Origin of the sequence: Nocardia sp. NPDC088792 (assembly GCF_044750615.1) — a bacterium.
Classification (GTDB): Bacteria; Actinomycetota; Actinomycetes; order Mycobacteriales; family Mycobacteriaceae; genus Nocardia.
Map to the genome: position 1 here is coordinate 779,586 of NZ_JBIVKC010000001.1, position 19,479 is coordinate 799,064.

Here is a 19,479-nt window from a genome sequence, read left to right on the forward strand (position 1 = left end):
TTCCGTATTGCGGAAGATCACCGGGCACGGGACATCGGATACCGCCTCGGCGCCGGGGCGGCGGGAGCGGCATCGGCTGCTCATCGATGCGGTGGTGGCGGATATGTGTGAGCAGACCGTGGTGAGCCATCAGTCGGCGGCGGTGTTGTACGGGACCACATTGTGGCGGACGCCGTTGGAGCGGGTGTGCGTGACGCGGAATCGGCGGGGTGGCGGGCGGGTCAGGGCGTTGGCGAAAGTGCATGGGTCGCCGCTGGATTCGGCGGCCGAGGTGGACGGACTGCTGGTGACGACACCGGTGCGGACTGTCATCGATCTGGCGCTCACGCTGCCGGTCGATGCGGCGGTGGTGGCGGGGGACGCGCTGGCGGGGGCGTTCGGGATCACCGGGGATGAGCTGGCGCGGGAGCTGGCCGGGGCGGCCGGGCGGCATGGGATCGCGCAGGCCAAGGGGGTGGTCGGGCTGATCGACGGGCGCAGCCAGAGTATCGGGGAGTCGTTGAGCCGCATCATGATCCGGCGGCACGGGCTGCCGCTCCCCCGCTCGCAGGGCAATGTGCTCACGCCGGATGGGCGTTTCGTGGGGCGGGTGGATTTCTATTACGAGGCCGCGGGGGTGCTGTGCGAGTTCGACGGGCCGATCCGGCACGGCCGGCTGCTCGGGCCGGGGCAGGATGTCGCGACCGCCGTGCATCGGGAGCAGATCCGGGAGAACTACTTGCGTGCCTTGGGTTTCGAGGTGGTGCGCTGGACCTGGGACGACCTCGTCCATGATCGGGTGGGCCGGCGGCTGCGCGCGGCCCTGTCCCGGGAGCGGCCGCTACGGCCCGACGGCCGCATCGAGCCCGCGGCGGCGCCGGATTCCCGCCGGGTCCGGCTGGTGCCGCTGTGATCGGACGGTGGGCGAAAGCAGTGCGCCCGGCCGCGCGCGGGTGGCCGGGTTCAGTTCTTGCGTTCGGCGAGGCGGGCGAGGAGGCGCTTGTGGACGGTGGGCGGTAGCAGGTCGGCGATATCGCCGCCGTAGGCCGCGACCTCCTTGACCAGGGAGCTGGAGACGAAGCCGTAGGCGGGGCTGGTGGCGATGAAGAAGGTGTCGACGCCGGTGAGTTTCCGGTTCATCTGGGCCATCTGCAGTTCGTAGCTGAAGTCGTTGCCGTCGCGCAGGCCCTTGACGATGGCGGTGAGGCCCTGCTGCTTGGCGAAGTCCACCAGCAGTCCGCGCCAGGATTCGACGCGCACATTGGGCAGGTGCGCCGTCACCTCGCGGATCATCTCCATCCGCTCGTCGATGGTGAACATGCCCTGCTTGTTCGGATTGACCACGACCGTGATGACGACCTCATCGAATTGCGCGGCCGCCCGGGCGAAGATATCGACATGTCCGTTGGTCACCGGGTCGAACGACCCGGGGCACACTGCTCCAGCCATGGTCGAACGCTAGCAGGGCGCGTCAGACCGGTTCGTACTCGGCCAGGTCGATGCGGGTCTCGCCGTAGGTGCGCGACTTCAGCGCGGAAAACTCCGGGGGCCAGGACAGTTCGGGCGATCGGAGGGAGCGTTCCACCACCACGATCGCACCCTCGTGCAGCCAGTTGCCGGACACCAGCGCGCGGAGGTCGCTCAGGACATCGGTGATGTCGAAGGCGTAGGGCGGATCGGAGAAGATCAGGTCGTAGCGCTCGGGCGGGGGCCCGGCGAGCACGCTCGCCACCGCGCCCGGCCGCAATTCCGCACCAGGCAATCCGAGGTCGCCGATATTGCCGCGGATGATTGCCGCGGCCTTCTTGTCGGATTCGACGAGCAGCGCATGGGATGCGCCGCGGGACAACGCTTCCAGGCCGAGCGCGCCCGACCCCGCGTAGAGGTCCAGGACTCGCGCGCCGTCGAAGTCCATGCGCGCGTGCAGCACGCTGAACAGTGCCTCGCGGACACGATCGGACGTGGGGCGGGTCCCCGCGGGCGGTACGCGTAGCCGGCGCCCGCCCGCGGTGCCCGCGACAATCCGGGTCATTCGGCCGCGGCCTCCGTGAGGTTGACGTCGACCAGGAGGTCGCCGCCTTCCACCTGCTGGACCTTGGCGATGGCCACCCGGCGGACGGTGCCGCCGCGGGGAGCGGTGATGGCGGCTTCCATCTTCATCGCTTCGATGGTGCCGATGGTGTCGCCCGCCGAGACCGAATCGCCTTCGGAGACCGCGAGAGTGACCACGCCGGCGAACGGCGCGGCGATGTGGCCGGGGTTGGTCTTGTCGGCCTTCTCGACGGCGGGGACTTCGCTGGAGATGGAGCGGTCACGGACGGTGATGGGGCGGAGCTGGCCGTTGAGGATGCACATGACGGTGCGCATGCCGCGCTCGTCGGGCTCGGAGATGGCCTCCAGGCCGATCAGCAGGATGACGCCCTTCTCCAGCTGGACGTGGTGTTCCTCATCGTGGCGCAGGCCGTAGAAGAACTGGTTGGCGGAGAGTCCGGTGGTGTCGCCGAACTTTTCGCGGTGGGCGAGGAATTCGGCGGTGGGGCCGGGGAACAGGAGGCGGTTGAGGGTGGCGCGGCGTTCATCGGACGAACCGTTGAGGCCGGCCTCGTCCTCGGCGGTGAGCCGGGTTTCCGGCTTGGCGGGGCCGCGGCCCGCGAGGGCGCGACTGCGGAAGGGCTCGGGCCAGCCGCCGGCCGGGGTGCCGAGTTCGCCACGGAGGAAACCGATTACGGAATCCGGGATGTCGTAGCGGGCCGGATCCGCGGCGAAGTCCTCCACGTCCACGCCGGTGCCGACCAATGCGAGCGCGAGGTCGCCGACCACCTTGGAGGAGGGAGTGACCTTCACCAGGCGGCCCAGCAGCCGGTCCGCCGCAGCGTATTTGGCTTCGACTTCCTCGAATTGGTCGCCGAGGCCGAGGGCGATGGCCTGCTGGCGCAGGTTCGACAGCTGCCCGCCCGGAATCTCGTGGTGGTAGACGCGGCCGGTCGGGCCGGGCAGCCCGGATTCGAAGGGCCCGTAGACCTTTCGCAGCGACTCCCAATACGGTTCGAGGTCGCACACATGCTGCAGGTTCAGGCCGGTGTCATACGGCGAATTGGCCGCTGCCGCAACGATTGCCGAGAGCGCGGGCTGAGAAGTGGTGCCCGCCATGGGCGCCGACGCGCCGTCGATGGCGTCGGCGCCGGCCTGCCAGGCGGCGAGATAGGTGGCCAGCTGTCCGCCGGGGGTGTCGTGGGTGTGGACGTGCACCGGCAGGTCGAATTCCCGCCGCAGCGCGGTGACCAGCGTGTGCGCGGCCGGTGCGCGCAGCAGGCCGGCCATGTCCTTGATGCCGATGATGTGCGCCCCGGCGTCGACGATCTCCTCGGCGAGCTTGAGGTAGTAGTCGAGGGTGTAGAGGTTCTCGTCCGGATTGGACAGGTCGCCGGTGTAGCTCATGGCGACTTCGGCCAGCGCGGTGCCGGTTTCCCGTACCGCGTCGATGGCGGGCCGCATCTGGTCGACATTGTTGAGCGCGTCGAAGATGCGGAAGATGTCGATACCGGTGGCGGTGGCCTCGGAAACGAATGCGCGCGTGACCTTTTCCGGGTACGGGGTGTAGCCGACGGTGTTGCGGCCGCGCAGCAGCATCTGCAGGTTGATGTTCGGCACGGCCTCGCGCAGCGCCGCGAGCCGCTCCCAGGGATCCTCGAACAGGAATCGCAGTGCGACGTCGTAGGTGGCGCCGCCCCAGCATTCGATCGACAGCAGCTCCGGCGTCATCCGCGCCACATGCCCGGCGACGTCGAGCAGGCCATTGGTCCGCACGCGGGTGGCGAGCAGCGACTGATGCGCGTCGCGGAAGGTGGTGTCGGTGACGGCCACGCCCTCCCGGTTGCGCAGCCACCGCGCGAAGCCTTCGGGCCCGAGTTCGAGGAGTCGCTGCCGCGACCCGGCGGGCGGCGGCACGGTCAGGTCGAGGGCGGGCAGCTTGTCGTGCGGGTACAGCTTGGTGGGCCGCGAGCCGTGCGGCTTGTTCACGGTGACGTCCGCCAGGTACTGCAGGATCTTGGTGCCGCGGTCGGCCGAGCTCTTGAGCGTGAGCAGTTGCGGCCGCTCGTCGATGAACGAGGTGGTGACCCGTCCCGCGCGGAAGTCCGGATCGTCCAGCACGGCGAGCAGGAACGGAATATTGGTCGTGACGCCTCGGATGCGGAACTCGGCGACGGACCGGCGCGCCCGCGCGATGGCGGTGCGGAAGTCGCGCCCGCGGCAGGTGAGCTTGACGAGCATGGAGTCGAAGTACGCACCGACCTCCGCGCCCACATTGGCGCCGCCGTCGAGGCGCACGCCGGCGCCACCCGGGGAGCGGTAGCCGGTGATGCGGCCGGTGTCGGGCCGGAAGCCGTTGGCCGGGTCTTCGGTGGTGATGCGGCATTGCAGCGCGGCGCCGCGAATCTGGATCGAATCCTGGCTCAGGCCGAGGTCTTCCAGTGTCTCGCCCGCGGCGATGCGCATCTGGGCCTGCACCAGGTCGACATCGGTGATCTCCTCGGTCACCGTGTGCTCCACCTGGATTCGCGGATTCATCTCGATGAAGACGTGCTTGCCGCGTTCGTCGAGCAGGAATTCCACGGTGCCCGCGCAGCTGTACCCGATCTGCTCGGCGAAGGCCACGGCGTCGGCGCAGATGCGTTCGCGCAGTGCGGGATCCAGGTTGGGCGCGGGCGCGAGTTCGATGACCTTCTGATGCCGCCGCTGCAGCGAGCAGTCGCGCTCGTACAGGTGGATCACATTGCCCTGCTGATCGGCGAGGATCTGCACCTCGATGTGGCGCGGGTTGATCACGGCCTGTTCGAGGAAGACGGTGGCGTCGCCGAAGGCGGATTCGGCCTCGCGGGCGGCGGCTTCGATGGATTCGCGGAGCTGGGCCGGGTCGGCCACGCGGCGCATACCGCGCCCGCCGCCGCCGGCGACGGCCTTGACGAAGACGGGGAATTCCATGTCCTCGGCGGCGGCCAGCAGTTCGTCCACGTCGGCGGAGGGTGCGCTGGAGTTCAGTACCGGCAGTCCGGCGGCCTTGGCGGCGGCGATGGCGCGGGCCTTGTTACCGGTCAGTTCCAGTACGTGCGCGGACGGTCCGATGAAGGTGATGCCTTCGCTCGCGCAGGCGGCCGCGAGGTCCGGGTTCTCGGAGAGGAAGCCGTATCCGGGGTAGATGGCGTCCGCTCCGGCGCTCTTGGCCGCCTTGATGATCTCCTCGATCGACAGGTAGGCCCGGACGGGGTGTCCGGGTGTGCCGATCTGGTACGCCTCGTCGGCCTTGAGCCGGTGGACGGAGTTGCGGTCCTCGTACGGGAACACCGCAACTGTTCCGGTGCCGAGCTCATACGCCGCGCGGAAGGCGCGAATGGCGATCTCGCCGCGGTTGGCGACCAGGACTTTGGAGAACATTCGCCTAAGGTACCTGTCTCCGGATACGGAACGGGCATCGAATCCCGTTCCCAGGAATCTTCACAGAGCGGCCGCCCGGATTGCGAATTCCTGTTAATCACCCGGACACATGCCTGCCGGTGAGGTGCGTGCCGTACGCCCGTTCCGATTGGCCGAGTTGTTAAGCAGCGCACCGGTCCGGAGGCGCCGGCGCGCGGGCCGGGATCCGGGAGGTCCGGGCCCGGCGAACTCCAGGCGCATCCGGTTCCGGGTGGCATCCGCTGCCTTCGGCAAACATTCCGGATATGGTTCACGCACGCCGCCGAGTGGGTACACGTACGATGAGTACTCGCGCGCGGAGCCGCCCGTAGCATCGAATTCGCATGTTACGCAGATACACCGGACCGGCGAGTGCCTCGGACAATCGGGGAAATCGCGGCGAGTCCACTCGATACTGCGATGTTTGCGAAGCCGAATCGGTACCATCCTGCACTGTGCGCAAGATGTATGCGGGTGCCCGACTACGGCGGTTGCGCGAGGAACGGCGGATGACCCAGGCGGCCTTGGCCAAATCCCTGGATCTCTCCCCCAGCTACCTCAACCAGCTCGAGCGTGATCAGCGACCGCTCACCATTCCGGTGCTGCTGAAACTGAACTCCACCTTCGATCTGGATGTGCAGTTCTTCGCCGCCGACTCCGATGCCCGTCTGGTGTCGGATCTGCACGAGATTCTGGTGGAGGCGGCGGGCGGTAATGCGGCGCCGGTGGCGGAGGTCGAGGATCTGGCCACCCGCATGCCGGAGGTCGCGAAAATCGTTGTGGCCATGCATCGCCGACTACGCGCGGCGACCGACCAGTTGGATCTTTTATCGTCGAAGGTCGCCACCCCCACCGGCGCCCCCGGGGTCCCCATGCCTTACGAGGACGTCCGCGACTTCTTCTACGACCACCACAATCACATCGCCCAGCTGGATCTCGCCGCCGAGCGGCTGTTCGAGGACAGCGGGCTCACCATCGGCTCCCTGGATCGCCAGCTGGCGCGGGTCGCCGAGGAACGCGCCGGCGTGACCGTCCTGGTCCGCGGCGACGGGGCCGATCCCAATATCCCCAAGCGGCACTACGAACCGGAAACGCGCACACTGACTCTCGCGCGGCGACTACGCCCCGGGCAGCGCGCCTTCCAGATCGCCACCACCCTCGCCTTCCTGCTGCACGGCAATCTGCTCGACGAGGTACTGGACGAAACCCCGTCGCTCACCGATGAATCCCGCACACTGGCCCGGATCGGGCTGGCCAATTACTTCGCGGGCGCGCTGGTCCTGCCGTACGGCAAGTTCCTGCGCTCGGCGGAGGAGCTACATTACGATATCGACCTGCTCAGCCTACGTTTCGAGGTCGGCTTCGAAACCGTCTGCCACCGGCTGAGCACCCTGCAGCGGCAGGGGCATCGGGGGGTGCCGTTCTTCCTCATTCGCGCCGATCGCGCCGGGAACATCTCGAAACGCCAGTCCGCCACCGCTTTTCACTTCTCCCGGGTCGGCGGCAGCTGCCCGCTGTGGGTGGTGCACGAGGCGTTCGCCCATCCGGGCCGCATGCTCACGCAGGTCGCCGCCATGCCGGACGGCCGTCGCTACCTCTGGATCGCGCGCACCACGACGCCCCCGCCGACCGGATTCGGCCAAGGCGGCAAGGAATTCGCCATTGCCCTGGGCTGCGATATCGAGTACGCCGATCGGCTGATCTACGCGAAGGGCCTGCAGCTCGACGATCCGGCGGCGGCGGTGCCGATCGGGGCGGGGTGCAAGGTGTGCGAGCGGCCGAACTGTGCGCAGCGTGCCTTCCCGCAGATCGGCCGGCCGCTCGCCATCACCGAGAACACGAGTTCGGATCTGCCGTATCCGCGGTTGCCGCGCTGAAGTCGTGCCCGGCAATCTTTTCGATCCGGTTCCGGCAGCGCGTCAGCAAACCGAATTCCGCGTCCAGCAAACCTAATACCGCCGGGTATTGAATACCAAAAGGTATTCTTCGCCCGGCTCCAGGGGAAATACCTTGCCCGCGCAATGAAGTCGCGAATTTGCCGGACATCAACTGGTCACCGTGTGTAGCCTCGGCAATCGCTCGAAGTCTTCTGAACAAAGCGGTGGCGCGGTGCTCGGTATCGATGGATGCCTGAAACTCATCATGGACATTCCGGGCGCCCGTAGCGCCACCCTCGTGGACGGGGCCAGCGGGCTCGCCATTGCCGCCGCCGGGCGGCACGACCTCGTGGACCAGCACGAAGACGCCGCAGCCGCCACCGATGTGGTGCGCGCCGTGCTCACCTGTCCCGCCCTCGCCACCGGTCACCCGGGCGATGACATCACCGCGATCATCATCGCCGGCACCCACGGATATCACCTACTGAATATGATCAACGGCGACTTCGACGGACGCTTGTTCGTGCATGTGCTGTTCGATGACGAGACAGGCAATCTCGGTTTAGCGCGATTCCAGCTCCGCGCGATTCTCGAGGAATTCGCCGAGGACAGTCATGCGCGATGAACTCGCACTCGAACTGCAACGGCTGGAACAACAACGGTGCACCGGGACACTGCATTCGGGAGCGGGAGCTATCCACCTGGTGGACGGTGCGGTGACCGCGGCAGACTGCCCGCACACCACCGGATTGGATCGGCTGCTCATCGAGGCCGGGGTCGCGACGGTCGAGGAATGGCGGCGCGCCCGCGCCGGTGATCCGGGTGGCCTGCTGGCTCGATCACGGCTCGAAACCTTCGCGCTGCTGGCGGTTTTCGACGCCGCCTACTTTCTGCTCGCCGCGCCCGCACCGCTGGAATTCCGGCCCGGGCCGCCGCACTGGCTGGCCGCCGCCTGCCGCATCAGTCCGGGTGCACTGCTGCACGAATGCCGGCGGCGCGGGGATCCGGGCGCTCCGCCGTGGCCGGTGTCCCTGGTCGATCAGGCGCCGGTGGTGCCCATCCGGCGGGTGCGGCGCCGGCGGGTGGTGCTCACCGGCGGGCAGGCCGAGGTGCTCGCCGCCGCGGATGCCCGGCGCAGCATTGCCGGAATCGCCCGGGACCTGGGCCGCACCACCTACGGCTGCCTGCTGGCGGTGCGCGAGCTGACCGCGGCGGGGCTGGTCGAGCCGCCGGTCGTGGTGGTGCTGCCGGATCCCGTGCGCGCGGTGCTGTCCGAACCCGTGCTGCCCGACCCCGTGCTGTCGGTACCCACACGGCCCGAATCGCAGGCCCCACCCCTGAGACGCCGGGTCCGGCAGGCGACCTCGGTCGCCGTCCCCGATCGGTGGGAACCGCCGGACCGCGACGTACTCGTCCGCCTGCGGGCGGCCCTGGAGGAGCTGGCATGAACGGGTCAGGCGCGAAGGAGGCAGCCTGCGTAACCACGCAGCGCGAACGGAAAGGGAGGCGGCCTTGGAGGACCTGGCGTGACCGCGCGCAAGAGGCGGATCGGATTGATAGGAAGGTTGACCAAAGTGACCATGTCCGGACCCGAACCGAATGCGGCGGTGCTGGCGGAGCTGCGGACGTTGCGGGAACGCGTTCCGCAGCTGATGGGTTCGCTGGTGGCGTCCACGGACGGGCTGCTCATCGCACACGATCTGCCGGCACACATCGAGCCCACCGGAATGGCCGCGCTGACCGCCGCGCATCTCTCGCTGTCGCACCGGCTTTCGGTCACCGCGCACGGTGGCGGTTTCCAGGAGGTGGTGGTGGACAGCGCGGAGGGGCATGTGGTCATCTACGCGGCCGGTTGGACCGCGTCGCTCACCGTGCTCGCGGGCCCGGGCGTGAATGTCGGCCGCCTCCACCTCGAATCGCGGCCCGCGGCCCGGACCATCGCCGCGCAGTTGGCGGCGATCACCAACTCCAACCGGACAGATCAGATGACCGACACCAAATGAGAACACCGAAACACCGATTGAAAGGAATGAACATGTCCAATATGGATCTGGCCCTCAAGGACATGATGGTGATAGACGGCGCCCTGGGCGCCGCTGTCGTCGACTACAACAGCGGTATGGCGCTCGGGATGCTGGGCAGTTCGAAGGCCTTGGACCTGCAGGTCGCCGCGGCCGGCAATACCGAGGTGGTGCGCTCGAAGATGCGCACCATCGAACAGCTCGGCATCAATGAGGAAATCGAAGACATCCTGATCACCCTGAGCAGCCAATACCACGTCATCCGCCCGATGACGGGCCGCAAGTCCAAGGGCCTGTTCCTCTATCTGGCCCTCGATCGGAATCGCGCCAACCTGGCGCTGGCCCGCCACCGGCTCAAGGGCATCGAAGAAGACCTCGAGGTGTGAACCCGTTCGCGGCGCCTGGACACACGATCGGGGACGCGGGCGCCGCCACACCCGTCCGAATTTCGCGCACGGGAAATATATCTTCGGTGAATGATGTTCGGTAGCAACATCTTCCGAGTTCTCCCTGCGGTGGACCGGTTGGTGCGGTCGATCTATGATCGAAGTTCGGGGTCGACGGCTAGGGGGTCACCGACGTGCCGACTTGGTTGCGACGGGACGGACCCGTCGATCCGATCGCGGTTTTGAGCGTCGCACGGCAGGTGGCCGTGCATCTGAGCGAAGGCCCGGCCGGCGCGGGCGGGCGGGCGGCCGCGCGTCGATTGCGCTGGCTGCTCGGCGTGCATGCGGTGGGGTTGGCCGGCCTGTCCGGAGACGTGGAATGGTCGGGTCAGCCGGTGGACGAGGCGGCCGCGCTGGAACTGGCGGCGGCGGCCCTGCACAGTGAAAGGTTCACCGGGAAGCCGGGTTTGGCGGCGGTACCGCTGATCGTCGACCACGAGGTGACCGGAGTCCTCGTGGTGGACGGGCCGAGCGCCGGCAAGGCGGTGCGCGAGGCCGCCTGGCTGGTGGAGAACGCGCTGGAGCGCGGGCGGCTGGAAGTCGCGGCGCAGGAGGCGGCGCGCGCGGAGCTGCGGGCGCTGCGGGCGGAGATGTCACCGCATTTCGTGTACAACGCGCTGACGGTGATCGCCTCGTCGGTGCGGTCGGATCCGGAACTGTCGCGCGATCTGATCCTGGACTTCGCCGACTACGCGCGCTACAGCCTGGGCAGGCACGGCGAATACACCACGGTCGCCGACGAATTCGAGGCCATCGAGACCTATCTGGTATTGCAGCGGGCGGTGATGGGTGAGCGACTCCAGGTGCAGATCCGGGTCGTGCCCGACGTACTGGCGGTGCCGCTGCCGTATCTGGTGCTGCAACCCTTGGTGGAGAACGCCATTCGGCACGGCCTCGAACCGCTCGGTGGCGGCGGCACCGTGCAGGTACAGGGCGAGGCCCGCAATGGCGACTGCGTGATCAGCGTGGAGGACGACGGGGTGGGCATGGCCCCGGCGGAGGTGGCGGCGTTGCTGGCCGGTAAGGCCACCGGCCGGGTCGGCTTGAGCAATGTGGACCGGCGGCTGCGCACCGCCTACGGGCCCTGGTACGGGCTGGTCGTGGAGACCGAGCGCGATGCCGGGACCCGGGTGCTGGTCCGGGTTCCCCTGTCCCAGCCGGGAGTGTTGCCGTCATGACGAGAACCGTGCCCCGCCTGCGCGTCCTGGCGGTCGACGATGTGCCGTCCGCCTTGGCGGACCTCACCCGGCTGCTGCGCGAGGCCCCCGAGATCGAGGAGGCGGCCACCGCCGGTACCACGCTGGACGCTCTGCGGCGCATCCAGAACGAGCGTTTCGACGCGGTGTTCCTGGATATCTCGATGCCCGGCCTGGACGGGCTGGAGCTGGCGAATCTGCTGGGCCGGCTGTCCGACCCGCCGATCATCGTCTTCGTCACCGCCCACGACCGGCACGCGGTGGCCGCCTACGGTCTCGGCGCGGTCGACTATCTGCTCAAACCGGTACGCGCCGAACGTCTTTCGGCCGCCCTCGCCAAGGTGCTGCGCATGCTGCCGGAGGCCCCGGTCACGACGGTGTCCCCCGATCTCGCCGACGCCATGTCCGCGCTGCCCGTGGACAGCGGCGGCCGCACCCGCTATATCCGCCGCAGCGAGGTGAAATTCGTGGAAGCCCAGGGTGATTACGTGAAGCTGCACACCGCCTCCGGCGCGCACCTGGTGCGCATGCCCATCTCCCGGCTCGAGGAGTATTGGGAGAGCGCCGGATTCGTGCGCACCCACCGGGGTTTCCTGGTGGCCGTGGACGCCATCCGGGAACTGCGCACCGATTCCGTGCACGGGCTGCGGGCCTGCACCGAGCTCGGCGATGTCCCCGTCAGCCGCCGGCACGCCCGCGAACTGCGCGAGCGCCTGCTGCACGCGGCCCGCCGCACCGAGAACGGGCGACCGTGATGGCCCGCCGCGCCACCGTGATGAGCCCGCAGACCCGCCTGGCGCAGGCCCGCGGCCACCGCCGCCCGCCCCGGCAGCTCACCCTGCCGGCGGTGACCGATACCGACCGGGCCCTGCGTAATTACCGCGCGCAGCGGCGGCGGGCGATTCCCGCGCTGGCCCTGCTGGCGGTGCTGCTGATCGGTATTCCGGTGACGCTCAGCGTCTTTCCCGGCCTGGATCGGGTGCGGGTGTTCGATATTCCGGTGTCGTGGATCATGTTGTGGCTGCTGCCCTATCCGGCGCTGGCGGCCCTGGGCGGCTGGCAGCTGCGGCGTGCGGAGGCGGTGGAGCGGGGTCGTTGATGGTCGGAGTGGTGGCTGCCGCGGGGGTGATGCTGGCGACCTTGCTGATCGGGTTGCGCGGGGTGGCGGCCATGCGCACGACCTCGGATTTCCTGGTGGCGTCGCGGCGCATGCCGCCGCTGGTGAATTCGGCCGCGGTCTCGGGTGAGTACCTGTCGGCGGGGTCCTTCCTCGGCGCGGCCGGGCTGGTGGTGAAGGACGGCGTCGGATCGCTCTGGTACCTGGTCGGATTCGCGGCCGGGTATGTGCTCATGCTGGTGCTGGTGGCCGCGCCCATGCGGCGTTCGGGGGCGCTGACGGTGCCGGATTTCGCCGAGGCCCGGCTGGGATCGCCGGCGCTGCGCCGGCTTTCGGCGGTGGTGGTGCTGGTGATCAGCACGCTGTACCTGGTGCCGCAGTTCCGGGCCTCGGGCCTGGTGCTCAGTGTGGTGAGCGGGACGCCGTACTGGGTGGGGGTGGCGCTGGCCGCGGCGGCGGTGAGCGTCACGCTGGCGCTGGGCGGAATGCGGGCGGCCACCTATGTGCAGGCCTTCCAATTCGTGCTCAAGGTGGCGTTTTTCGTGGTCCCGGCGATCTGGCTGCTGGTGAGCGTCGGCGCGGCGGTGCGCACCCAGGCGCTGCATCCGGTGGAGTTCAGCCACTTTCCGCGCACCACGACGGTGGTCTTCCGGGACGAGGTGCGGGCGGGCGGGCAGCACTTCCATGCCGGGCAGACGGTGATCTTCCCGGCCGGTGCGCCCACCCCGCACCTCACCGGGCTCGACGTGCCGGGCAGTCCCACCTGGCAGCGGCCGCTGTTCGATGTCGGCAATTACGGGTATCCGCTGCTGGGCACGCTGGCCGTGCTGTTCGCGACCGTGCTCGGCACCATGGGGCTGCCGCATATGGTGATGCGCTTCCACACCAGCCCGGACGGTCGCGCCGCCCGCCGCACCGCCGCCCTGACCATTCCGCTGATCGGGCTGTTCTACATGTTTCCCGGCATCTACGGCGTGCTCGGCGGGGTGCTGGTGCCGAAGCTGTACCTGTCGGGTGAGACCGACACCGTCGTGGTGGCGTTGCCCATGCATGTCGATACCGGCTGGCAGGGGCACTTTTTCACCGCCCTGCTCACCGCGGGCACCTTCGCCGCCATCATGACGAGTTCGCTCGGGCTGCTGCTGGCCGTCTCCGGCGCGATCTCACACGATCTGGGCACCGGTGGACTGGGCCGATTGCGGGTCACCGTGGTGCTGTCGGCGGCCGCGGTGCTGCTGCTGGCGCTGCCGGCCGCCCGCCTCGATGCCGGGATTCTGGTGACGTGGGCGTTCACCGTTGCGGCGTCGACGTTTTCGCCGCTGCTGGTGCTCGGTATCTGGTGGGCGCGGTTGACGACGGCGGGCGCGGTGGCCGGGGTGCTGGTGGGACTGCTGGTCTCCTCCACGGCCATCGGCGTGACGGTGCTGGCGCCGTCGCTGTCCGGCTGGCCGGCCGTGCTCGCGACACAGCCTGCGCCGCTGTCGGTTCCGCTGGCGTTCGGCACCATGATCGGGGTGTCCCTGCTGGGTCTCCCGCCGGCCGGGGCGCTGTCTGCCATGTTGCGGCTGCACCTGGATGAGGATGACCGTTCGTCGCGGCCGAACGGTCGTTCACGGACCACTCGTCGCAGCCGCTGACGGTTCGTCGGTCAACTGTTCCGGGCCTTTCCGGATTTTCCTAGCGTGATTCATGTCAATCACAAACGCTCGCCAGGGAGGTCCGGTGACGAGCACCGATCGGGAGCTCGCGGAATCCGAGGAATGGACCCGCGTACACGCCAGCCCCGAATTCAATCTGCTGCGACGCAGCCTGCGCGGCTTCGTCTTTCCCGTGGCCGGGCTGTTCCTGGGCTGGTATCTGCTCTATGTCGTACTGGGTGACTACGCGCACGGCTTCATGTCGGTCAAGCTGGCCGGCAATATCACCGTCGGGCTGGTTTTCGGGCTGCTGCAGTTCGTTTCGACCTTCGCGATCACCGGGCTGTATGTGCGGTACGCCCACCGCAATCTGGATCCGCTCGCGGACCGGATCCGCGAGGACGTGGACGGGGGCCGGTGGTGAATTCCGGACTGGAGGGCAGCAATGTGCCCCTCAATATCGGCATCTTCGGAGTATTCGTCGCGGTCACGCTGATCGTGGTGTTCCGGGCCGGCCGCGGATCCCGTACCGCCAAGGACTATTACACGGGCGGGCAGGCCTTCACCGGCCGCCAGAACGGTATCGCCATTGCGGGCGACTATCTTTCGGCCGCCACCTTCCTCGGCATCACCGGGTCGATCGCCGTCTACGGTTACGACGGCTTCCTGTATTCCATCGGATTCCTGGTGGCCTGGCTGGTGGCGCTGCTGCTGGTGGCCGAACTGCTGCGCAATACCGGCAAATTCACGATGGGCGACGTGCTCGCCTTCCGCATGCGGCAGCGGCCGGTGCGCGCGGCGGCCGCCACTTCCACGATCACCGTCAGCCTGTTCTATCTGCTGGCGCAGATGGCGGGCGCGGGCATTCTGGTGTCGCTGCTGCTGGGCATTTCCGGCGATGCCGGGCAGGCCGTGGTCATTTCCGTGGTCGGCGTGGTCATGATCATCTATGTGCTGGTCGGCGGCATGAAGGGCACCACCTGGGTGCAGATCATCAAGGCCGTCCTGCTGATCGCGGCCGCCGCCGGGATGGCCGCGTGGACGCTCGGCAAATACAACTTCGACTTCTCGCACCTGCTGCAGGGCGCCGTGGACAATGGCGGACCGAAGGGGGCGAACCTGCTCGCCCCCGGCGGAAAGTACGGCGCCAGCGCCACTTCCAAGCTCGACTTCCTGTCACTGGGCCTGGCACTGGTCCTGGGCACCGCGGGCATGCCGCATGTCCTGATGCGCTTCTACACCGTGCCGACCTCGAAAGAGGCCCGTAAGTCGGTGGTCTGGGCCATCGGGCTGATCGGCGCCTGCTACCTGTTCATCCTGGTGATCGGTTACGGCGCAGGCGCTCTGGTGGGCCCGGCCAAGATCAATGCCGCACCCGGGAAGGAGAATGCCGCCGCGCCGCTGCTCGCACAGGAATTGGGCGGACCGGTGCTGCTCGGCGTCGTGTCGGCGGTCGCGTTCGCCACCATTCTCGCGGTGGTGGCCGGATTGACGATCACGGCGTCGGCGTCCTTCGCCCACGACATCTATGCGAACGTCATCAAGAAGGATCGGATCGACGACAAGAACGCGGAGGTCCGGGTCGCCCGGATCACCTCGGTCGTCATCGGCGTGATCGCCATTGCCGGCGGCATTCTGGCCAAGAACCAGAATGTGGCCTTCCTGGTGGCGCTGGCCTTCGCGGTCGCGGCCTCGGCGAATCTGCCGACCATTCTCTACTCGCTGTACTGGAAACGGTTCAATACCCGCGGCGCGCTGTGGAGCATCTACGGCGGCGGCGGGATCGCGGTGGCGCTGATCGCGTTCTCGCCCGCGGTATCCGGCAATGCCAAGGCGATGTTCCCGCACGCGAACTTCGACTGGTTCCCCCTGCAGAATCCCGGCCTGGTGTCGATCCCGGCCTCGTTCCTGCTGGGTGCGCTCGGCGCGCTGCTCTCCAAGGAGCGCGACGACGGCAAATACGCCGAAATGGAAGTGCGAGCCCTCACCGGAGTGGGCGCCGAAGAAGCTGTATCGCACTGACTTTCGGAATCTCCACCCATCACTCTCACAAGGAGCAATGCTGTGCTGACCTTCCCTGCCGGCCACCAGCCGCGTTACCAGAACTTCTCCATCAAGGCGATCTCCGACGAAACCATTCGCGAAGGGTGTGAGCGCGCCCCCTACGGCGCCAGCGACAAGGGCAAGCTGGCGCTCATCGAAGCGGTCACCAATGCCGGTGTGACGGATATCGACGTGGGCTCGGGCATTACCGAACCGGCCTTCGTGCGCTCGGTGCTGGACGACAAATTCCTGGTGGGCCGGATCCCCGACGCCGCACAGTTCTCGTTCAACCTGACGCTCAAGACCTGGGAGCCGCTCATCGAGCAGCTGGCCAAGGAACTGCCGCCGGAATACCTGAGCGAGATCTACGTCAGCATCGGCATGATCGAAATCGACTCGGAGCACCAGCTTTTCGAGCGCGTCGTGGAACGACTGCACGGCATCGGCGTGCGCAAGCTGCGGTCCAGCCTGCTCAACGCCTTCTCGATCACCGTCGACGAGGACAAGTACGCACACCTCAACCGGCAGATCGAACGCTGCCGGCAGCAGGGCATCTCACTGGTCCGGATCAACGACTCGGTCGGCACCCTGGTCCCCGACGCCACCGCCGTGCTGGCCGCCAACCTGGTGCACGACAATCCCGACTTCACCTTCTACCTGCACGGCCACGATGACCGCGGGCTGGGCACCGCCAACTCGCTGACCTCGGTGTTCCACGGCTTCCAGATGATCGAGGGCGGTGTGGCCGGTGTCGGCAACCGGGCCGGGCTCGCCGAGATCGAAAGCATCGCCGCCACTTTCGAGGACAACAATATCGGCGTCACCGACGGCGCCCTCGATATCGAGAAGCTGAGCGAGGCGGCCCGGCTGTCCGAGGTGGTCTTCCTGACCTCGCCCAGCCCCTACCGTCCCGTCAGCGGCTTCCTGGTCCGCAACGAGAACGCGGGCATCGTCAATGTCCCGGACTACCTGGGCGTGGCGCGACCGGTCGACTACTTCCTCAACCGGATCGGCCTGTTCCCCACCTACATCCGGCAGATCCTCGCCGAACGCGGCATGGATCCCCGGGTCCTCGCCGACGACGACTACGTCAACGACGTGTACCAGCGGCTCGCCGCACACATGGACGAACTGTTCGAGCGCAAGCAGAGGGAATTCGATGAACTGGTCGAGAATATCGAGGACTTTTACCGGGATATGGTCCGGCTGGACGAAGTTCAGCACTTCGCTCTGGAAGCTCTTCGAGATCGAGAATTCTCCCCGCGCCTGATCGACGCCCACGATCCGGTCGACGTCGAGGCTGCAGTGGCCTGATGAACATCACGATCTTCGGTGCGGGCGGGATGGGGCTGTACTTCGCGGCCGTACTCGCCCGCGCCGGGCATCGGGTCACCGTCGTCGGCCGGGCGGACACCGTCACGGCCGCGGCGGCCGGACCACTGGTGCTCGGGCATGGGGGCGTGGAGATTCCGGCGCCGGGCGTGCGCGCGGTCGCGGCGGTGCCCGGCGACGCCGGACCCGCGGACCTGATCGTCGTGGCGGTCAAGGCCTGGCAGGTGGCCGAGGCGGCGGTGGCGCTGCGGCCGCTGATGGGACCGGACACGACCGTGCTGCCGGTGCAGAACGGCGTCGAGGCGGGCAGTGATCTCGCCGAGTCGCTGGGGGCGGAAGCGATTCTGGGATGCACCTGCGTGGTCATCGCACAGCGGGTCGGGCCGTGGGCGGTGCGATGTCTGGGAGCGCATGCCACCGTGGAGATCGGTCCGCTCGCAACGGAATCCGGCGCGGCCCGTCAGCGAAACGATGCGGTTGCCGCGGCACTCGCGGCCGCCGGGATCGGTGTCACCCGCTCCGCGGATATCGAGGCCACGCTGTGGCGCAAACTGATGCTGATCTCCTCCTACGGCGGTGTCGGCGCGCTGGCCCGGCAACCCGTCGGTATCACCCGCACGGAACCCACTACCGCCGAACTGGTTCGAGCGGCCATGGTGGAGGTGCTGGACGTGGCGCGGGCCCGCGGCATCGCACTCGGCGAGCACGATGTGGATCGGATGATGAAGGTGTACTTCGGATTCAGCCCCGACACCACCTCGTCCATGCAACGCGATCTCGCGGCCGGGCGGCCCTCCGAACTGGAGTACCAGAACGGCGCGGTGCTGCGCTTCGGCCGGGCAGCCGGAGTACCGACACCCATCCACCGGACCATCTACGCCTCGCAACTACCCGCTGAACTACTCGCCAGGGGACAGCGATCATGACCGAGATCCGCCACCTCACCGAGTCCGGCAGTGCCACAAGCACTTCCGCTCCCCCGCTACCCGCCCAGCTCGGCCTCGCCGGGGTGATCGCCGTCAGCATCGGCAACTTCCTGGTCGCCTTCGACGCGTCGGCGGTCAATGTCGCCCTGCCGACCATCACCGGCGAACTGCACGCCTCGGCGGGCTCGGGCCAATGGTTCCTCGACGGCTACACCATTCCGCTGTGCGTGTTCCTCATGGTCTCCGGCGCCGCCGGTGACCGCCTCGGCGCGGCGAAGGTCTACAAGCTGGCGCTGACCGTCTTCCTGGTCGCCTCGGCCCTCTGCGCCGCCGCGACCACCGGCCCCGAACTGATCGGGGCGCGAATCCTGCAGGGCGCCAGCGCCAGTTTCGCCCTGCCCATGACCCTCGCCATCCTCGGCAAGGGCATACCCGACGTGAAACGCCGCGCCCGCATGATCGGCGCCTGGGGCGTGGTCGGAGGCGTGGGCATCGCCTCCTCGCCGCTGCTCAGCGGCCTGGTGACCGGTTACCTCGGCTGGCGCTGGATGTTCGCGGTGAACGTCCCCATCTGCCTGATCGCCCTCTGGATGCTCCGCCGCTTCTCCGACGCGCCGGAAACCGTGCGGCGCAAGGTGAATCCGGCCTCCCAGATTCTGCTCTGCGTCCTGCTCACCGCCGTCGCGGCAGCCCTCATCGAAGGCCGCCACGGCGAATGGCCTGCCTGGCTCCTCGCCGCGGCCGCCGTGCTCGCCGTCCTCGCGGCCGCCGGCCTGCTCCGCATCGAACTCGGCTCCACGAATCCGACCGTGCCACCCGAGCTTTCCCGCAACAAACCGTATCTCCTGGTGGCGTTGGCCGGCGGCTGCTACCAATTCGCCTCCTACGGCTCCCTGCTGGTGCTGGCCCTCTTCCTGCAACGCAAACACGGCCTCACCGCCGAACACACCGGCTACGTCCTCCTGGTCTGCTGCATCAGCTGGTTCCTCGGCAACGTCACCGCCCTGATCATCAACCCATCCCGGCGTGACCGCGCTATCGTCCTGACCGCCGCCCTCGGCCTGATCGGCGCCACCGCCTCCGCGGTCCTGTCATTGAGCGGAAACCTCGTCGCCGCCATGGCCCCCACCGCCCTGATCGGCTACGCCGCAGGCGTTCTCGCCTCATCCCTCAGCGCCGCCGCCATGCACCTCAGCCCTGCCCCGGTAGCCGGCACCGCCGCCGGCCTCCTCAACACCAGTCGCCAATCCGGCATGGTCATCGCCGTAGCGATCCTCGGCGGCATGACCTTCGCCCAGCAATTGTTGTGGCCGATGCTCTTGATCGCAGCCGCTTTCGCCGGCGTCCTCACCACGGGCCGCCTGGCCGTGGCCGGAACCCGTTCGACTCCGTCGAGTGCGTAGGGCCGGCCCCACCGGCCGGCTATTGTGCACGCAGCTCGGGCCACAGTGTGG

18 protein-coding genes are annotated in these 19,479 nt (G+C 68.2%); 15 read left to right on the plus strand and 3 right to left on the minus strand.

The window, feature by feature from the left end; genetic code table 11:
• The first annotated feature begins 7 nt into the window (after positions 1 to 7).
• The gene (locus ACIP5Y_RS03810) at positions 8 to 892 is read left to right on the plus strand and encodes a hypothetical protein (protein ID WP_400347288.1); all 885 of its coding nucleotides are present in this window, start codon (positions 8 to 10) and stop codon (positions 890 to 892) included.
• 50 nt (positions 893 to 942) lie between these two features.
• Here ACIP5Y_RS03810 and coaD read toward each other — a convergent pair whose 3' ends face one another.
• From coaD to ACIP5Y_RS03825, 3 genes are read right to left on the minus strand one after another with little or no spacing between them, the layout of a single operon-like run.
• Positions 943 to 1,428, minus strand: coding sequence for a pantetheine-phosphate adenylyltransferase (gene coaD, locus ACIP5Y_RS03815; protein ID WP_400347289.1), 486 nt, complete (start codon positions 1,426 to 1,428; stop codon positions 943 to 945).
• A 22-nt stretch (positions 1,429 to 1,450) separates the two neighbouring features.
• Complete coding sequence (gene rsmD, locus ACIP5Y_RS03820) at positions 1,451 to 2,011, minus strand: 16S rRNA (guanine(966)-N(2))-methyltransferase RsmD (RefSeq protein WP_400347291.1); 561 nt, start codon at positions 2,009 to 2,011, stop codon at positions 1,451 to 1,453.
• Positions 2,008 to 5,412, minus strand: coding sequence for a pyruvate carboxylase (locus ACIP5Y_RS03825; RefSeq protein ID WP_400347293.1), 3,405 nt, complete (start codon positions 5,410 to 5,412; stop codon positions 2,008 to 2,010). Before ACIP5Y_RS03825 ends, rsmD begins: the two co-directional genes overlap by 4 nt.
• A 473-nt stretch (positions 5,413 to 5,885) precedes the next feature.
• Between ACIP5Y_RS03825 and ACIP5Y_RS03830 the strand changes: the two genes are divergently transcribed.
• The 14 genes from ACIP5Y_RS03830 (at position 5,886) to ACIP5Y_RS03895 (ending at position 19,428) form a co-directional block, all read left to right on the plus strand.
• Positions 5,886 to 7,307, plus strand: coding sequence for a short-chain fatty acyl-CoA regulator family protein (locus ACIP5Y_RS03830; protein WP_400347294.1), 1,422 nt, complete (start codon positions 5,886 to 5,888; stop codon positions 7,305 to 7,307).
• Positions 7,308 to 7,539: 232 nt separating this feature from the next.
• Positions 7,540 to 7,932 (plus strand): hypothetical protein, encoded by a 393-nt coding sequence (locus tag ACIP5Y_RS03835; RefSeq protein ID WP_400347296.1) that lies wholly within the window; start codon positions 7,540 to 7,542, stop codon positions 7,930 to 7,932.
• Complete coding sequence (locus tag ACIP5Y_RS03840; protein WP_400347297.1) at positions 7,922 to 8,755, plus strand: hypothetical protein; 834 nt, start codon at positions 7,922 to 7,924, stop codon at positions 8,753 to 8,755. Before ACIP5Y_RS03835 ends, ACIP5Y_RS03840 begins: the two co-directional genes overlap by 11 nt.
• A 132-nt stretch (positions 8,756 to 8,887) precedes the next feature.
• A complete protein-coding gene (locus ACIP5Y_RS03845) occupies positions 8,888 to 9,310 on the plus strand; it encodes a roadblock/LC7 domain-containing protein (protein ID WP_400349114.1) in 423 nt (140 codons plus the stop codon).
• A gap of 32 nt (positions 9,311 to 9,342) precedes the next feature.
• Positions 9,343 to 9,714: a hypothetical protein gene (locus tag ACIP5Y_RS03850; RefSeq protein WP_400347299.1), complete on the plus strand. Its 372-nt coding sequence runs from the start codon at positions 9,343 to 9,345 to the stop codon at positions 9,712 to 9,714.
• 242 nt (positions 9,715 to 9,956) lie between these two features.
• Entirely contained in the window at positions 9,957 to 10,952 is a 996-nt protein-coding gene (locus ACIP5Y_RS03855) for a sensor histidine kinase (RefSeq protein WP_400347301.1), read from the plus strand.
• On the plus strand, positions 10,949 to 11,725 hold the full coding sequence (locus tag ACIP5Y_RS03860) for a LytR/AlgR family response regulator transcription factor (RefSeq protein ID WP_400347303.1): 777 nt from the start codon (positions 10,949 to 10,951) through the stop codon (positions 11,723 to 11,725). The genes ACIP5Y_RS03855 and ACIP5Y_RS03860 overlap by 4 nt, the downstream gene beginning before the upstream one ends.
• Complete coding sequence (locus ACIP5Y_RS03865) at positions 11,725 to 12,069, plus strand: hypothetical protein (RefSeq protein ID WP_400347305.1); 345 nt, start codon at positions 11,725 to 11,727, stop codon at positions 12,067 to 12,069. The genes ACIP5Y_RS03860 and ACIP5Y_RS03865 overlap by 1 nt, the downstream gene beginning before the upstream one ends.
• Positions 12,069 to 13,724 carry a cation acetate symporter gene (locus ACIP5Y_RS03870; RefSeq protein WP_400347307.1) on the plus strand — a complete coding sequence of 552 codons (1,656 nt, stop codon included), beginning with the start codon at positions 12,069 to 12,071 and terminating at the stop codon, positions 13,722 to 13,724. The genes ACIP5Y_RS03865 and ACIP5Y_RS03870 overlap by 1 nt, the downstream gene beginning before the upstream one ends.
• 85 nt (positions 13,725 to 13,809) lie before the next feature.
• Positions 13,810 to 14,148, plus strand: a complete 339-nt coding sequence (locus ACIP5Y_RS03875) for a DUF485 domain-containing protein (RefSeq protein WP_400347309.1) — start codon at positions 13,810 to 13,812, stop codon at positions 14,146 to 14,148.
• Positions 14,142 to 15,746 (plus strand): cation acetate symporter, encoded by a 1,605-nt coding sequence (locus tag ACIP5Y_RS03880; RefSeq protein ID WP_400347311.1) that lies wholly within the window; start codon positions 14,142 to 14,144, stop codon positions 15,744 to 15,746. Before ACIP5Y_RS03875 ends, ACIP5Y_RS03880 begins: the two co-directional genes overlap by 7 nt.
• 42 nt (positions 15,747 to 15,788) lie before the next feature.
• Entirely contained in the window at positions 15,789 to 17,081 is a 1,293-nt protein-coding gene (locus ACIP5Y_RS03885; RefSeq protein ID WP_400347313.1) for a 2-isopropylmalate synthase, read from the plus strand.
• Positions 17,081 to 18,025: a ketopantoate reductase family protein gene (locus ACIP5Y_RS03890; protein ID WP_400347315.1), complete on the plus strand. Its 945-nt coding sequence runs from the start codon at positions 17,081 to 17,083 to the stop codon at positions 18,023 to 18,025. The genes ACIP5Y_RS03885 and ACIP5Y_RS03890 overlap by 1 nt, the downstream gene beginning before the upstream one ends.
• A complete protein-coding gene (locus ACIP5Y_RS03895) occupies positions 18,022 to 19,428 on the plus strand; it encodes an MFS transporter (protein ID WP_400347316.1) in 1,407 nt (468 codons plus the stop codon). Before ACIP5Y_RS03890 ends, ACIP5Y_RS03895 begins: the two co-directional genes overlap by 4 nt.
• Positions 19,429 to 19,479 lie beyond the last annotated feature (51 nt).

Coding starts and splice junctions, on each gene's coding strand:
- ACIP5Y_RS03840 (WP_400347297.1), top strand. CDS start 7,922: ATGCGCGATGAACTCGCACTCGAACTGCAACGGCTGGAACAACAACGG.
- ACIP5Y_RS03865 (WP_400347305.1), top strand. CDS start 11,725: ATGGCCCGCCGCGCCACCGTGATGAGCCCGCAGACCCGCCTGGCGCAG.
- ACIP5Y_RS03870 (WP_400347307.1), top strand. CDS start 12,069: ATGGTCGGAGTGGTGGCTGCCGCGGGGGTGATGCTGGCGACCTTGCTG.
- ACIP5Y_RS03825 (WP_400347293.1), bottom strand. CDS start 5,412: ATGTTCTCCAAAGTCCTGGTCGCCAACCGCGGCGAGATCGCCATTCGC.
- ACIP5Y_RS03860 (WP_400347303.1), top strand. CDS start 10,949: ATGACGAGAACCGTGCCCCGCCTGCGCGTCCTGGCGGTCGACGATGTG.
- ACIP5Y_RS03850 (WP_400347299.1), top strand. CDS start 9,343: ATGTCCAATATGGATCTGGCCCTCAAGGACATGATGGTGATAGACGGC.
- ACIP5Y_RS03890 (WP_400347315.1), top strand. CDS start 17,081: ATGAACATCACGATCTTCGGTGCGGGCGGGATGGGGCTGTACTTCGCG.
- ACIP5Y_RS03895 (WP_400347316.1), top strand. CDS start 18,022: ATGACCGAGATCCGCCACCTCACCGAGTCCGGCAGTGCCACAAGCACT.
- rsmD (WP_400347291.1), bottom strand. CDS start 2,011: ATGACCCGGATTGTCGCGGGCACCGCGGGCGGGCGCCGGCTACGCGTA.
- coaD (WP_400347289.1), bottom strand. CDS start 1,428: ATGGCTGGAGCAGTGTGCCCCGGGTCGTTCGACCCGGTGACCAACGGA.
- ACIP5Y_RS03845 (WP_400349114.1), top strand. CDS start 8,888: ATGTCCGGACCCGAACCGAATGCGGCGGTGCTGGCGGAGCTGCGGACG.